Genomic DNA, 14,001 nt, shown 5'->3' with positions numbered 1-14,001 from the left:
AAAAAACTTATAAAATTTGGTCTTTATAATTACAAAAATTCTACACAACAAAAGAAAGTTAGAAGTTGTAAAAGTTTTTTTACTCATTTATAATTAGTAAAGATTCATAACTGTGAAGGTACTGAACAGTTACAAAGATTCTTGAGAAAGTGATGTTGCTGCGAACGAAGTAAACAGTGACGAGTTTAGAGAAATTACAGGAGGAAAGACTTGAAAAAAGAATTAGTTATTGTCATCGATTTTGGCGGTCAGTACAATCAGCTGGTTGCGAGACGCGTCAGAGAATGCAACGTATATTGCGAAATCTATTCTTACAAGACAGATATTGCAAAGATTAAAGAAATGAATCCGAAGGGAATTATCCTTACCGGCGGTCCAAACAGCTGCTATGAAGCGGATGCACCGACTTATCAGAAAGAACTGTTTGAACTTGGAATCCCGGTACTTGGACTTTGCTATGGCGCACAGCTGATGATGCATGTCCTTGGTGGAAAAGTTGAAAAAGCAGATGTCAGCGAGTATGGCAAAACAGAACTTCTGGTTGACAAGAAGGATTCTGCAATTTTCCAGAATGTTTCAGAAAAAACTATCGTCTGGATGAGCCATACAGATTATATCTCCAAACCGGCTCCGGGATTTGAGATTTCTGCACATACAGCAGACTGTCCGGTAGCTACAGCAGAAAACGCAGACAAGAAACTGTATGCGATTCAGTTCCATCCGGAGGTACTTCACTCTGTAGAAGGAAAGACCATGCTGTCCAACTTTGTACTTGGTGTATGTGGATGTGCCGGAGACTGGAAGATGGATGCTTTCGTTGAGAATACGATCAGAGAGATTCGTGAAAAAGTCGGCGGCGGCAAGGTTCTTCTTGCACTGTCAGGCGGAGTTGATTCTTCCGTTGCAGCAGGACTTCTTTCCAGAGCTATTGGCAAGCAGCTTACCTGTGTGTTTGTAGATCATGGACTTCTTCGTAAAGATGAAGGAGATGAAGTTGAGGGTGTATTTGGCCCGAATGGTCAGTTTGACCTGAATTTCATTCGTGTCAATGCACAGCAGAGATATTACGATAAACTTGCCGGCGTATCTGAGCCGGAAGCAAAACGTAAGATCATCGGTGAAGAGTTTATCCGTATCTTTGAAGAAGAGGCAAAGAAGATCGGTGCGGTAGATTTCCTTGCACAGGGAACCATTTATCCTGACGTTGTAGAGAGTGGTCTTGGTGGAGAATCTGCAGTGATCAAATCTCATCACAATGTAGGAGGTCTTCCGGATTTCGTTGATTTCAAGGAAATCATTGAGCCACTCCGCGACCTGTTCAAAGACGAGGTTCGTAAAGCAGGTCTTGAACTTGGTCTTCCGGAAAGACTGGTGTTCCGTCAGCCATTCCCTGGCCCGGGACTTGGAATCCGTATCATCGGTGAAGTCACAGAAGAGAAAGTCCGTATCGTTCAGGATGCTGACTTTATCTATCGTGAGGAGATCGACAAAGCAGCAGAAGAGTACAAAGCAGAAAACGGTGAAGAAGCACCGTGGATGCCGAACCAGTATTTTGCAGCACTCACAAATATGCGAAGCGTAGGTGTTATGGGAGATTTCAGAACCTATGATTATGCAGTGGCTCTTCGCGCAGCTAAGACAATCGATTTCATGACAGCTGAAGCCGCTGAGATCCCTTATGCGGTACTCAATAAAGTCATGAGCCGTATCATTAATGAAGTTAAAGGCGTGAACCGCGTATTCTACGATCTGACCAGCAAGCCGCCGGGAACGATTGAGTTTGAGTAATGGTTGTGAAATAAATAAGAGAAGCAAAAAAATATGAATGAAGGCGGCAGGAAAGAAAAAGTCCTGCTGTCTTTATTTATTGTCAGATGAAAATCTGTGAGTTGAAAAATATTATTATATATTTGTTAAGGAAAAAGCAATTGAAAATAGTTCAATTGCTTTTTGAGTTTATATTATTATTCATTTGATTATATTCTTTATATTATTATTTATTTGTTAAAACTATTGACATGGAAAGATAAAAGGAATATTATAAAGCTGTAATGAAAAAGAGCTACCTAGTACTGGTAATACTAAGTAGCTCATCATAGAAAATGCAATCCAAAATAATTTGAATAGCATCCAAACAAATCTATTCTAAATTATTTCGCGATTTTTGTAAACCCTTTCTATGATATTTTCATTACAATAAAATATCATAAGGAGGATTTTATCATGAAAGCGATTAAAATCAAAATGAAACGTAACTGTGGTAATTCCGGAGATGTACAGGATATTGAGCCTATCTATATGGATCAGACAGGTACATATTGGAAGAAATCAGAGGTTTACGATTATCTGCAAAAATTCCCTAAAACCATTACCGTAAATATTTTTCCATACCCATATCTTATTTCAGCAGTAAGTTCACAGGGTGAGAAATATGTTCGTTCTGTGGCGAATAGTACATCAGAAGATAATTTATTGATGCTGCCGCGTGAGTAAAGAAGAAAGATTTGTCGGCAAGGCAGATATGGAAAATCGAACGTTTTTTCGAAATCTGCCTTGTATTAAGACTGTAATCTTGATAAAATATAGTAAAAATACATAAAATAAAAATTTAATATTGCAAAAAACAGACATATAACACAAGGAGTACTGAATGAAAGATAAAGAAATAAGTATTCTGGAAACGGAAGAGTGTACACGGGCTCATGTAGACTATGAAACAGAAAGAGTCCAGTCTATGCAGGAACACGCAGGAAATGTTGCTTTTTTTTCAAGTAATGTCTGTGAACTTCCAGAACTGAAAAACCTTGTAGAACTGGCGGGAATTCTTCATGATGCAGGAAAGCTTGGTGCAGCAAATCAGAATGATTTTAAGAATATTCTGAAGATGGGGGATAAGGTGCATAAACATGGTCTGGATCATTCTACTGCCGGTGGAAGAATTGCACTTGAATTAATAAAGGAATGGCCTGTCTCGGAATTTATCAGCACATTGATTTATTTTCACCATGGAATGGAAGATTGCATTAATCTGGAGAGTGGTCAGAGTTTACAGGAACGACGTCTGAAAAAAGAAATCGAGTATGCGTATATTAAAGAAAAATTTTTCCAGATCTATGATAAAAAAATGTTGAAGGAATCCGGAGAGAAGGCGATCCAGTCATATCAGGAAATCTTTAATAAGATAAATGAATTTGTCAAAAAACAGGATTCTTCCGGGAAAAAATATGGAAGCAGATATTTTTATCTGGGAATGTATCTGAGAATTGCGTTGTCGTTGCTGATTGATGGTGACTGGACAGATACGGCATGTTTTTTTCAGGACATTCCTTTATCGAAAAGAATTTCGCAGAAAGAGACTCAGGAAATATGGCAGAAGTGCATATATAATTTTGAGCAGTATCTGAAAAATGAAATTCAGAATAATCCGGACAATGGAAATCAGCTGAACAGTTTTCGACAGGAGATATCTGACTCCTGCCGAAAGGCAGCTGAAACGGTTCAGAAACTATATCGCCTGACAGTGCCAACTGGTGCCGGAAAAACGCTCAGTAGTCTTCGTTTCGCACTCTATCATGCGAGGAAAGAACAGAAAAATCGTATTATTTATATAGCACCGTTCACATCCATATTGGAACAGAACGCAGAGGAAATTCGAAAAGCAACGGGACTGCCTTCTGCTGTGCTGGAACATCACTGTAATGTAATCTGTGAAGAAGGAGAAGAGGAAAAATATCGAAATCTCACAGAGACCTGGGATTCACCAATTATTGTAACAACAGCAGTACAGATTTTAAATACGTTATTTTCTGATCAGAAGAGTTGTATTCGTAGAATGCATAATCTATGTAACAGCGTTATCATATTTGATGAAGTGCAGGCGATTCCGGTTAAATGCACAGAACTTTTTAATCTGGCTGTGAATTTTCTTTCTCAGTTTTGTGGAACAACAGTGGTATTATGTTCGGCTACACAGCCGACACTGGCTTCTCTTGAAGAAAATAATATCTGCGAGTGCCTGGAGATGTCAGGAGAATCTGAAAAATACGCAAAAGCTTTTAAACGAGTTGAGATCATCGATGAAACAGAAAGATACGCCGGAGGGATGGAAACAGAAGATCTAAGAGATTTTGTATTAGAAAAAACAGAGGAATATAGAAGTACTTTAGTAATTGTAAATACTACAAAATGTGCATTTGAAGTATTTCAAAAACTGGAAGACAGCTGTACGGAAGAATATGAGATTTTCCATCTGAGTAATAATATGTGCCCACAACATAAACTGGATACTTTGAAAGAAATAAGAAATGCATTAAAAGAAAGATCAAAGAAGATTATTTGTGTTAGTACACAGGTTGTGGAAGCGGGAGTGAATTTTTCTTTCGGATGCGTAATCCGGTCAAAAGCTGGCCTTGACAATGTTATTCAGGCAGCAGGAAGATGCAACCGACATAAAGAACTGGGAAGAATGGGGGCGGTTTATATTGTGCAGATGTCCCGGGAAGCGGAAAAACTGGAACATTTGAGAGAAATAAGAAACGCACAGGCGGCTTTGCAAAAGGTGCTTGATGATTTTAAGCATGATAAGAAAAAGTTTAATTATGCATTGGACTCAGAAATAGCTATAAAATTTTATTATTCAGTGTATCATACACAGTTAAGAAAGTCAGAAACGAAATTTCCGGCTGAAATATATAATGTGCCTGTAACCTTAGTGGATCTGTTGGGAAAAAATCAAACAGGTCAGAATCAATACAGACGAAAACATGAAGAAAAAATGCATATAAAACTTCCGCAGGCTTTCCAGACAGCAGGACATGAGTTTGAAGTGATTTCTGATACTTATAAAGTAAGAGTTGTTGTTCCATATGAAACTGAGTCGCATCAGTTGTTGGAAGAACTATTACAAGTGCGAACAGAAACAGAAAAGAAAAAGATATTGAGAAAATTACAGAGATACACGGTCGGCATCTCGGAAACCAGAAAAAGCAAACTGGGAAATGTCATATATGAAAACAGCGAAGGGATTCTGGTATTGAGTGATGGATATTATGATAAAAATATAGGGGTTGTAGATGAACCAAAGATGAGTTATTGCAGCATATAAAGGTGGTGAGAAACATGAAAAAATATAGAAATACAATAGAGTTTGAAGTATATGGACCATATGCACTTTTTTCTGATCCCGTTATGCGTGTCGGTGGAGAAAAGACAAGTTATCATATTCCCACATATGAAGCCTTGCGGGGAATTGTGGAAAGCATTTACTGGAAACCTACGATCATGTGGATTGTAGATGCAGTAAGAGTAATGAATCCGATTCAGACAGAAACAAAAGGTATCCGTCCGATCGCATATAATGGTGGTAATGAGCTTGCATACTATACGTATCTGAAAAATGTTCGTTATCAAGTACGTGCGCATTTTGAAATAAATTATAATCATACAGAATTGAAAGATGATCGAAATGAGTATAAACATCATAATATTGCCAAAAGGATGGTCAAGCGAGGCGGACGCAGAGATATTTTTCTTGGAACAAGAGAGTGTCAGGCTTTTGAAGAACCTTGTACATTTGGTGAGGGAGAAAGCTTTTATGATACAATGACCGGAGAAGTAGATTACGGTTTTATGTATCATGGCATAACATATGCGGATGAAGCTGTTTTGGAAGAAGATAAGGGAAAAATGACGGTGCGTTTCTGGAAACCGGTTATGAAGAAGGGAGGAATTATAGAATTTATAAGACCGGAAGAATGTACACAGAAAAGACACATTAGAAAAATGGAACGTAAAATTTTCGGAAAAGATAATTTTACAGGTCTAAAAGAATTTACCAGTGAGGAGGTGGGAGAGTGAGCTGGGTAACTGAACTCATTGATCTGTATGAGATAAACAGTGACAAAATAGGTGTCATTGAGTATCGGGGAGAAATGCCATATGTTCTTTTGCCACCGTTTCATACTACTGTGACCGCACAGATAACAGTGACTATTAATTGTAATGGCGATTTTATAAATGCAGAACCGGTAGATCTTAATGATAAATTGACAATCATACCGGTTACAGAAAAATCAGGAAGTCGTACTGCGGGAAAGGAGCCGCATCCGTTGTGCGATAATCTGAGATATCTTGCGGGAGACTATACAAAATATTATAAAGATGATGGAATCTGTCATGAATTGTATATTTCTCAGTTGAGAGAATGGGTAGAATCAGAATATTGTCATGAGAAGGTTCGGGCAATTTATTTATACCTGAAAAAAAATACCCTGATCTCTGATCTGGTCGATAAAAAGATTATAAAATTGGATGAACAGAACCAGATTGATGATAAGGAAAATATTCAGGGAATTGTACAGACGAAAGCATTTGTGCGTTTTATCATTCGTTCGTCAAATCCAGATCTTTTTGAATTAAAAACAGATGAATGCTGGAAAGACAGAACACTTCAGGATTGTTATATAAATTATGTGCGATCCCGGGAAAAAGAGAAAGGATTGTGCTATCTTACCGGAAATATGGAAGCTATTTCCTATCTTCATTCTAAAAAAATCCGTAATGAAGGTGATGGGGCAAAGTTGATCTCGTCAAATGACAGCCAGAATTTTACCTATCGGGGACGGTTTGTAAGCAGAGAAGAGGCTTTTGCTGTAGGAAATGAAACTTCTCAGAAGATTCATAATGCTTTGAAATGGATCATCCGGAAACAGGGAACGTTTTTTGATACGTTGGCAGTTGTTACATGGGAATCTAATCGACTGAGTATGCCAAGATGGAATGCAGATACAGAAGTTATCGCATCGGAATATGACTGGGATGATGAAGAACCTGAAGAAATCATATCAGATGGAAATGCAGTCACTGCTGAAAAATTTTACAGAGCACTTCGTGGATATGGAAAAAAAGTAGATAATACATCAGCAATGATTCTTCTTAGCTTTGATGCAGCCACACCGGGAAGATTATCCATGGTTGAGGAGATGACTCTGGACTCTGCGAGATATCTGGAAAATATAAAGAAATGGCATGAAAGCTGTAACTGGATCCATGAAAAATGGAAAGGCAAAAAAAGAATACAGTTTTCCGGAATGGTCGGTGTAAAAGACGTAGCAGAGATTCTGTTTGGTATAGAAAGTAACGGCGGACTTGCGATTGTGGACGCAAACGGAAAGAAGATGTATGCGGAAGTTGCGAGAAGATTGATTCCCTGTATCTGGAACGGAACTGAAATCCCGCAGGATTATGTGAACAGAGCTGTGTTAAAGGCTTCCAATCCATTGACATACAAAGAGCAAAATAACTGGGAAAGGGTTTTAACGCTGGCGTGTTCTCTGGTGAAAAAAGACAGAAAAAAAAGAAACAAGGAGGAATGGAATGTGGCATTAGATAAAAAACAAAAGGACAGAAATTATTTATACGGACGTTTACTGGCAGTGGCAGACCGGATTGAGTATCGTACTTATGATGATGGAGATAAAGCAAGGGTTACAAATGCAAAAAGATACATGAGCACTTTTTCCCAGAGACCTTTTGAAACATGGAAGGTAATTGAAGAAAATATCCAGCCATATATGAATAAATTGGGAATTGCTGAAAGACGTTTTTATGAAAATCTGTTAAACGACATTTATGAGTTATTTGAAGTAGATAGTTTCAAAGATAATAAAAAATTAAATGGCTTATATCTTCTTGGTTTTCATAGCCAGGCTTATGATCTGAAACTGAAAAAGGAAGATTCCAAAGAGAAGGAAGAGGAGGAATAAACGATGAGTGAATTAAAGGGAAAAATTGATTTTACTTTATTTGTAAGTGCTGATAATGCGAATCCAAATGGAGATCCATTAAATGGAAATCGTCCAAGAATCAACATGGATGGATATGGTGAAATATCAGATGTGTGTATTAAAAGAAAGATAAGAAATCGCCTTCAGGATCTTGGACAGAAAATCTTTGTACAGTCAGATGACCGTACAGATGATTCGTATACCAGTCTGAAAGACCGTGCAGATGGATGTGAGGAACTGAAAGCTCAGATAGGAAATAAGAAAAATGCAAATCGCGATGCCTGTGCGGCGATTGCCTGCAAAGAGTGGCTGGATGTCAGAGCTTTTGGTCAGGTTTTCGCATTTAAAGGAATTCCGGTATCATTTGGAGTAAGAGGACCTGTTTCCATTCATCAGGCAATCAGCCTTTCACCAATTGATATCATCAGTATGCAGATCACTAAGAGTGTGAACAGCGAATCCGGAAAAGAGAGCAAGGCCTCAGATACTATGGGCACGAAACATAGAGTAGGCTTTGCGGTATATAAAGTAATGGGAAGTGTGAATGTTCAGCTTGCTGAAAAAACAGGATTCAGTCAGGAAGATGCAGAATTGCTGAAAGAGGCATTAAAAACATTGTTCGAAAATGATGCTTCTTCTGCAAGACCGGAAGGAAGTATGGAAGTCTGCAAAATGTACTGGTGGCAGCATGATGAAAAAACGCCTGCTGTTTCCAGTGGAAAAATCCAGAGAGGCTTTGATATTAAATGTAAAGAGGAACATCCAAGAGAATTTACAGATTACGAAATCTTATGGCATGTAGACGGATGCAAAGAACCGGAGGAATTTGATTTTGTATAAGGAAGAAGATTTTCTTCAGTTATCCGGAATTCAGCATTTTGCATTCTGCCGAAGACAGTGGGCATTGGCATATATAGAATTGCAGTGGCAGGAGAATGTCAGAACAGTGGAAGGAAAAATTCTTCATGAAAACGCACATGATGCAAGCATAAACGAAAAAAGAGGAGATCTTTTGATCGTACGTGCAATGCCAATTCACTCCCGGGAAATGGGAGTGAGTGGCGAATGTGATGTGGTAGAATTTCATAAAGTAAAAGATGGGATTCACCTGGCAGGAAAAGATGGACTTTATAAGGCTGTTCCGATAGAATATAAAAGAGGCAGGCCGAAAACAGATGATTCGGATCTTCTTCAGGTAGCGGCACAGGCAATGTGTTTGGAAGAAATGTTATGCTGCGATATATCTTATGGCTATATCTTTTATGGAGAAACAAGACATCGCATGAAAGTAGAATTTACAGATGAAGTGCGGGAAAAGGTTCGAAAGATATTTGCAGAGATGCATAAATATTATGAGCAGCGATATACACCGAAAGTAAAGACAAGCAAAAAGTGCAATGCCTGTTCTTTGAAAGATATTTGTATTCCTGTTCTGAATAAAAAGAACTCTGTTTCCGGATATATTGACAGAATCATTGCAGAAGAGGAAAAAGAATGAAAAGGCTTTTGAATACATTGTATGTAACAACTGGGAATAAGTATCTGTCTTTGGATGGAGAAAATGTAGTTGTCCTGGAAGAACAGACCGAAATTGGAAGAGTTCCTTTACATAATCTGCAGGCAATCATTACATTTGGCTACACGGGGGCCAGTCCAGCACTTATGGGAGCGTGTGCGCAGAGAAATATAGATCTTTCTTTTATGTCTGGAAATGGAAGATTTCTGGCCAGAATTTCTGGTGAGGTAAAGGGAAATGTAACGTTGAGAAAACAGCAGTATCGAATCAGCGATAACAGGGAAGAAAATATACATATAGCCAGAAATTTTATTCTTGGAAAAGTGTATAATTCCAGGTGGGTTTTGGAAAGGGCTGTAAGGGACTATGCCATGCGGCTGGATGTAGAAAACATAAAAAAGAAATCTCTGTTTCTTGCACAGAACATGGGAAAAATAAGAGGATGTGAAAGTACAGAGGAGTTATTAGGGCTAGAAGGAGAGGCTGCTTCTGTATATTTCTCTGTGTTTGATGAACTGATATTACAGCAGAAAGAAGTTTTTTACTTTCGTGGAAGAAATAAGAGACCGCCTTTGGACAACGTTAATGCCATGCTGTCATTTGGATATTCTTTGCTGGCAGGAATGTGCGGATCTGCACTGGAAGCAGTAGGCCTTGATCCGTACGTTGGATTTTTTCATACAGACAGGTCTGGGCGTATGTCCTTAGCCCTGGATCTGATGGAAGAATTCAGAAGCGTTATGGTAGATCGTTTTGTTTTGACATTGATCAATAAAAGAATTATGAAGGATAAGTATTTCATAAAAAAAGAAAATGAAGCGGTCATTATGACAGATGAAGGTCGGAAAGCTTTTTTGTCAGCTTGGCAGTCAAAAAAACAGGAAACCATTAAACATCCATTTCTGGATGAAAAGATAGAATGGGGAATGGCTCCGTATGTTCAGAGTATGTTGCTGGCGAGATATCTAAGAGGAGATTTGGATGAATATCCGCCATTTTTCTGGAAGTAGGTGAGACAATGCTGGTTTTGATAACATATGATGTGAATACACAAACAGCAGCAGGAAGAAAACGCCTGCGTAAAGTTGCGAAAGAGTGTACCAATTATGGACAGAGAGTACAGAATTCAGTATTTGAGTGCCAGATGGATGCAACAAAATGCAGGCAGGTGAAGAATATTCTGGAGAGTATTATAGATCAAGACATGGACAGCCTGAGATTTTATTATCTGGGTGAAAAGTACAAAAATAAAGTAGAACATATTGGCGCAAAGCCTGGATTTGATGTTACAGATACTTTAATATTGTAGTGCGAAAGGTATGTGAGCAGAAAAATCCCAGAACATTCGCACCAGAAAACAGGCGAGTTTTATAAGTTGAGCACTGTAAAATATGATGATACGAAGGAAAATTAAAAAGAATTTATGCAATAAATATAAAAAACAGTTTTAGATAAAATGATTTTTGTTTAAAATTGCTGTCAGCCTCCTCGTGAGGCTGTGAGTTGAAATTCTAGGATTAAAACTATCTCGGGTCTTATGACCGTCAGCCTCCTCGTGAGGCTGTGAGTTGAAATTTTGTTAAGACCTAACGTCTTGGTTCGAATACTCGTCAGCCTCCTCGTGAGGCTGTGAGTTGAAATACCTTCTGGTATTTCTGATATATCCTCTACTACGTCAGCCTCCTCGTGAGGCTGTGAGTTGAAATAAAATTCACGATTTCTGCATCTGTTTTAAGTTCCGTCAGCCTCCTCGTGAGGCTGTGAGTTGAAATTCTCATTTTTCATCTCTTCTTTCTACGCCCTGCCCGTCAGCCTCCTCGTGAGGCTGTGAGTTGAAATAGTGATGTTTTCTTGTGAAACAAGTCAATGACCGTCAGCCTCCTCGTGAGGCTGTGAGTTGAAATGCCTTTGATGTAGCTCCGATCTGGCTCTGATCCGTCAGCCTCCTCGTGAGGCTGTGAGTTGAAATAACAGAAGGGGGTACAGCGCATAATGGTGCTATCGTCAGCCTCCTCGTGAGGCTGTGAGTTGAAATATCGACAAGGAATTTCAATGCTGTGGGGGCTTAAGTCAGCCTCCTCGTGAGGCTGTGAGTTGAAATAAGTGGGAGTTGCCGGAAGAGTGGGACAAAAATTACGTCAGCCTCCTCGTGAGGCTGTGAGTTGAAATGTTCACAATTCCAAGTACATAAGACCCTGCTACAGTCAGCCTCCTCGTGAGGCTGTGAGTTGAAATACAGTAGCACTGTCAAGTTCAAGACCTGTCATATCGTCAGCCTCCTCGTGAGGCTGTGAGTTGAAATAGTTCTCTATTACGGTTCATGGTTTCATAACCAGTCAGCCTCCTCGTGAGGCTGTGAGTTGAAATTCCATGGACAGAATGTAGCCGGAAGTTCCATATGGTCAGCCTCCTCGTGAGGCTGTGAGTTGAAATGTCAGACATGGTTGTAAATGTAACATCGACCACGGTCAGCCTCCTCGTGAGGCTGTGAGTTGAAATATCTACATCAAAAACTGTCGGCTGCTTGTTGACGTCAGCCTCCTCGTGAGGCTGTGAGTTGAAATGGATTCATCGGGATATATCTTTCTTCGCTGATTGTCAGCCTCCTCGTGAGGCTGTGAGTTGAAATATTGTAACTGGTATTAGTATTACCACCACGGTGTGTCAGCCTCCTCGTGAGGCTGTGAGTTGAAATGTGTATTCATTGTAGATGCACAGCATTTTCGTCCGTCAGCCTCCTCGTGAGGCTGTGAGTTGAAATGTGGAGCAGAGACACCAACAAGGCTGTCAATTACGTCAGCCTCCTCGTGAGGCTGTGAGTTGAAATAGTGCACCAAGATATTTTTCAGAATTTAAAATAGTCAGCCTCCTCGTGAGGCTGTGAGTTGAAATGGCATGGTATCGGAGATTGTCCTGGCTTTTTGTATGTCAGCCTCCTCGTGAGGCTGTGAGTTGAAATAGATTGCAGATCGCTTTCACATCTTCCGGTTTAAGTCAGCCTCCTCGTGAGGCTGTGAGTTGAAATGTCATATCCGACAAGATCAAACTCATACCCAGCAGTCAGCCTCCTCGTGAGGCTGTGAGTTGAAATACTGGAAGGCGATTCGTTATGCGGAAAAGACGTTCGTCAGCCTCCTCGTGAGGCTGTGAGTTGAAATTGCTTCTTCGATAGAAACAAAAAAAGACCTGCTCTGTCAGCCTCCTCGTGAGGCTGTGAGTTGAAATACCTATATCTCTTCTCAGCATTTCCATGACAACCGTCAGCCTCCTCGTGAGGCTGTGAGTTGAAATGATCACATTTTTCGATTCTGCTAGACTAGCCTGTCAGCCTCCTCGTGAGGCTGTGAGTTGAAATCTATAAGGACTTGAGTTGAGATAATTACCTCTGTCGTCAGCCTCCTCGTGAGGCTGTGAGTTGAAATGCCTACACTTACAGCGAGCTTTTTGAGTCCATCGTCAGCCTCCTCGTGAGGCTGTGAGTTGAAATATAGCTGATACGCCATTTTGGACACCGGTTGTATCGTCAGCCTCCTCGTGAGGCTGTGAGTTGAAATGTATCACCGCTTGCTGTTCCAGCCGCAGATGTTGTCAGCCTCCTCGTGAGGCTGTGAGTTGAAATGTGAATACATATAACTTCATAAGCATACCCCTTACCGTCAGCCTCCTCGTGAGGCTGTGAGTTGAAATATCCCACAAAAGGGGGACAGGGTTCCTCGCGGCATGTCAGCCTCCTCGTGAGGCTGTGAGTTGAAATTTCGTTAAAAGTACCCCCCATATTGCATATAATCGTCAGCCTCCTCGTGAGGCTGTGAGTTGAAATAACGACAGGTATTGGAATGACTTCACGGAAAATGTCAGCCTCCTCGTGAGGCTGTGAGTTGAAATGAAAATCAAATATAAAGGATATGAACTTGAACTTGTCAGCCTCCTCGTGAGGCTGTGAGTTGAAATACCGCTGAAGTACTTTTTGACCATTTGCAAGCTGTCAGCCTCCTCGTGAGGCTGTGAGTTGAAATGTGTCAAGAGCCGTGCAGAACATTAGATCAGGCACGTCAGCCTCCTCGTGAGGCTGTGAGTTGAAATGTCAGCGGAAACTCTCGATCCAATCCATTCTGCTGTCAGCCTCCTCGTGAGGCTGTGAGTTGAAATGCTATGCATCATGCATCAGTTGCTAGGACACATCGTCAGCCTCCTCGTGAGGCTGTGAGTTGAAATAGAGCGTACAGCAGCATGGAAGAGGGCGTGAAATGTCAGCCTCCTCGTGAGGCTGTGAGTTGAAATATCGCAAACGAGTTAATCAGCATCGTGGAAAATGTCAGCCTCCTCGTGAGGCTGTGAGTTGAAATATAATGATTCCTGCACCCGGCTGTTGCCATTACTAGTCAGCCTCCTCGTGAGGCTGTGAGTTGAAATTTCATGTTTCATATCCCTTTTCCTCTCTTTCTCCGTCAGCCTCCTCGTGAGGCTGTGAGTTGAAATGCACGTGGGTCAGAATCCCCGTTTGAGGTCAGGCTTCTTGTGAGGTTGCCTATTCAACAAGATATAACAAGGATTCTCCCACCTCTATAGGTGGTGAGATGAATTGTAAACAAGAAAATGAACGGCAGTGGTGGGCGGAGAGAAATCGGTATCCCCCACTGACATGAGGCAAATCACAGTCAGCATGTTGCTGACATGTCAGACTCTGTGAAATTACCGACT

The 14,001-nt window shown here is 40.4% G+C and carries 9 protein-coding genes and 1 CRISPR repeat array; all 9 genes read left to right on the top strand.

Annotation, left to right across the window (positions count from 1 at the left end):
• Nucleotides 1–210 precede the first annotated feature (210 nt).
• A complete protein-coding gene (guaA, locus tag GT674_RS09310; RefSeq protein ID WP_161285427.1) occupies nucleotides 211–1,788 on the top strand; it encodes a glutamine-hydrolyzing GMP synthase in 1,578 nt (525 codons plus the stop codon).
• Between the two features lie 435 nt (nucleotides 1,789–2,223).
• A complete protein-coding gene (locus tag GT674_RS09305; RefSeq protein ID WP_161285426.1) occupies nucleotides 2,224–2,493 on the top strand; it encodes a DUF3892 domain-containing protein in 270 nt (89 codons plus the stop codon).
• A 157-nt stretch (nucleotides 2,494–2,650) separates the two neighbouring features.
• Nucleotides 2,651–5,104 (top strand): CRISPR-associated helicase Cas3', encoded by a 2,454-nt coding sequence (gene cas3 / locus GT674_RS09300; RefSeq protein WP_161285425.1) that lies wholly within the window; start codon nucleotides 2,651–2,653, stop codon nucleotides 5,102–5,104.
• Nucleotides 5,105–5,118: 14 nt separating this feature from the next.
• Complete coding sequence (gene cas5c, locus GT674_RS09295; protein WP_161285424.1) at nucleotides 5,119–5,856, top strand: type I-C CRISPR-associated protein Cas5c; 738 nt, start codon at nucleotides 5,119–5,121, stop codon at nucleotides 5,854–5,856.
• Entirely contained in the window at nucleotides 5,853–7,763 is a 1,911-nt protein-coding gene (gene cas8c, locus GT674_RS09290; protein ID WP_161285423.1) for a type I-C CRISPR-associated protein Cas8c/Csd1, read from the top strand. Before cas5c ends, cas8c begins: the two co-directional genes overlap by 4 nt.
• A gap of 3 nt (nucleotides 7,764–7,766) precedes the next feature.
• Nucleotides 7,767–8,624, top strand: a complete 858-nt coding sequence (cas7c, locus tag GT674_RS09285; RefSeq protein ID WP_161285422.1) for a type I-C CRISPR-associated protein Cas7/Csd2 — start codon at nucleotides 7,767–7,769, stop codon at nucleotides 8,622–8,624.
• Nucleotides 8,614–9,282: a CRISPR-associated protein Cas4 gene (cas4, locus tag GT674_RS09280; RefSeq protein WP_334297015.1), complete on the top strand. Its 669-nt coding sequence runs from the start codon at nucleotides 8,614–8,616 to the stop codon at nucleotides 9,280–9,282. The genes cas7c and cas4 overlap by 11 nt, the downstream gene beginning before the upstream one ends.
• Nucleotides 9,279–10,310 (top strand): type I-C CRISPR-associated endonuclease Cas1c, encoded by a 1,032-nt coding sequence (cas1c, locus tag GT674_RS09275; RefSeq protein ID WP_161285420.1) that lies wholly within the window; start codon nucleotides 9,279–9,281, stop codon nucleotides 10,308–10,310. The genes cas4 and cas1c overlap by 4 nt, the downstream gene beginning before the upstream one ends.
• 8 nt (nucleotides 10,311–10,318) lie before the next feature.
• A complete protein-coding gene (gene cas2, locus GT674_RS09270) occupies nucleotides 10,319–10,609 on the top strand; it encodes a CRISPR-associated endonuclease Cas2 (RefSeq protein WP_161285419.1) in 291 nt (96 codons plus the stop codon).
• A gap of 169 nt (nucleotides 10,610–10,778) precedes the next feature.
• Nucleotides 10,779–13,779: direct repeats of the CRISPR family, unit length 32 nt; unit sequence GTCAGCCTCCTCGTGAGGCTGTGAGTTGAAAT.
• Between the last annotated feature and the right edge of the window lie 222 nt (nucleotides 13,780–14,001).

The sequence above is a fragment of the Blautia sp. BIOML-A1 genome, from assembly GCF_009883055.1.
In the GTDB taxonomy this organism is placed as follows: domain Bacteria; phylum Bacillota; class Clostridia; order Lachnospirales; family Lachnospiraceae; genus Blautia_A.
The sequence above is the reverse complement of the archived record's forward strand: the minus strand, read 5'-3'. Positions and strand labels throughout refer to the sequence as shown.